At 62.4% G+C, this 668-nt stretch carries 1 protein-coding gene; it reads right to left on the reverse strand.

Going from position 1 to position 668, the window contains the following annotated elements; translation table 11 throughout:
- On the reverse strand, positions 1–668 hold a 668-nt coding region (locus EWE75_RS24785), incomplete at both ends, for an IS30 family transposase (protein WP_130160657.1).

Raw genomic sequence — 668 nt, forward strand, 5'->3', positions numbered from 1 at the left:
AGGCTTTGGTGGAGCTGGTGATGCTCGGCGAACTCGGTGCCGTTATCGAAGCTGATGGTTTTTCGCAGGGTGTCGGGGATGAGACGGAGCCGATATGCGATCCGCTGTGCGGTGAGTTCGGCTTTGCGGTTTTGCGGCTTGTCGATGATGGTGAAGCGCGAGGTGCGTTCGTGGAGGACGAGGACGTTGGAGCCGGGTTTGGCGAAGAGCATGTAATCGGCTTCCCAATGGCCTGGTTGAGCCCGGTCCTGAGCCTCTTGGGGTCTTTCGCAGAGCGGCCGGCGCAGCTTGATGAAGTTCACAGGGCTACCGCCCTGGCGCCCGTAGCGACCGCGCCGCGCCTTTCGGCGGGGTAGCAGGCGATGCCAGTAATCCTTCTGTGCCGAGCGGTGATAGATGTAGCGATAGATTGACTCGGGGCTGATCGAGAAGCCATTGTCTTCACGCGCCAGTCGGCCAGCGATCTGTTCGGGAGAGCATCCCATCGCAAGGCGGCTTTTCACGAGCTTTCGCAGGTCCGGCTGGCGCGCCAGCTTGAAGCGGCGATGCCGCCGTCTTCGCAGGTCGGTGCGCTCCTGGGCGCGAACCGCGCTATACCCTCCCTTCGGCCACGCCTTGGTCGGCTTGCTGTTGCGCCTTAACTCTCGACCGACCGTCGTATGATGTCG

The sequence above is a fragment of the Sphingomonas populi genome, assembly GCF_004208535.1.
GTDB lineage: Bacteria > Pseudomonadota > Alphaproteobacteria > Sphingomonadales > Sphingomonadaceae > Sphingomonas > Sphingomonas populi.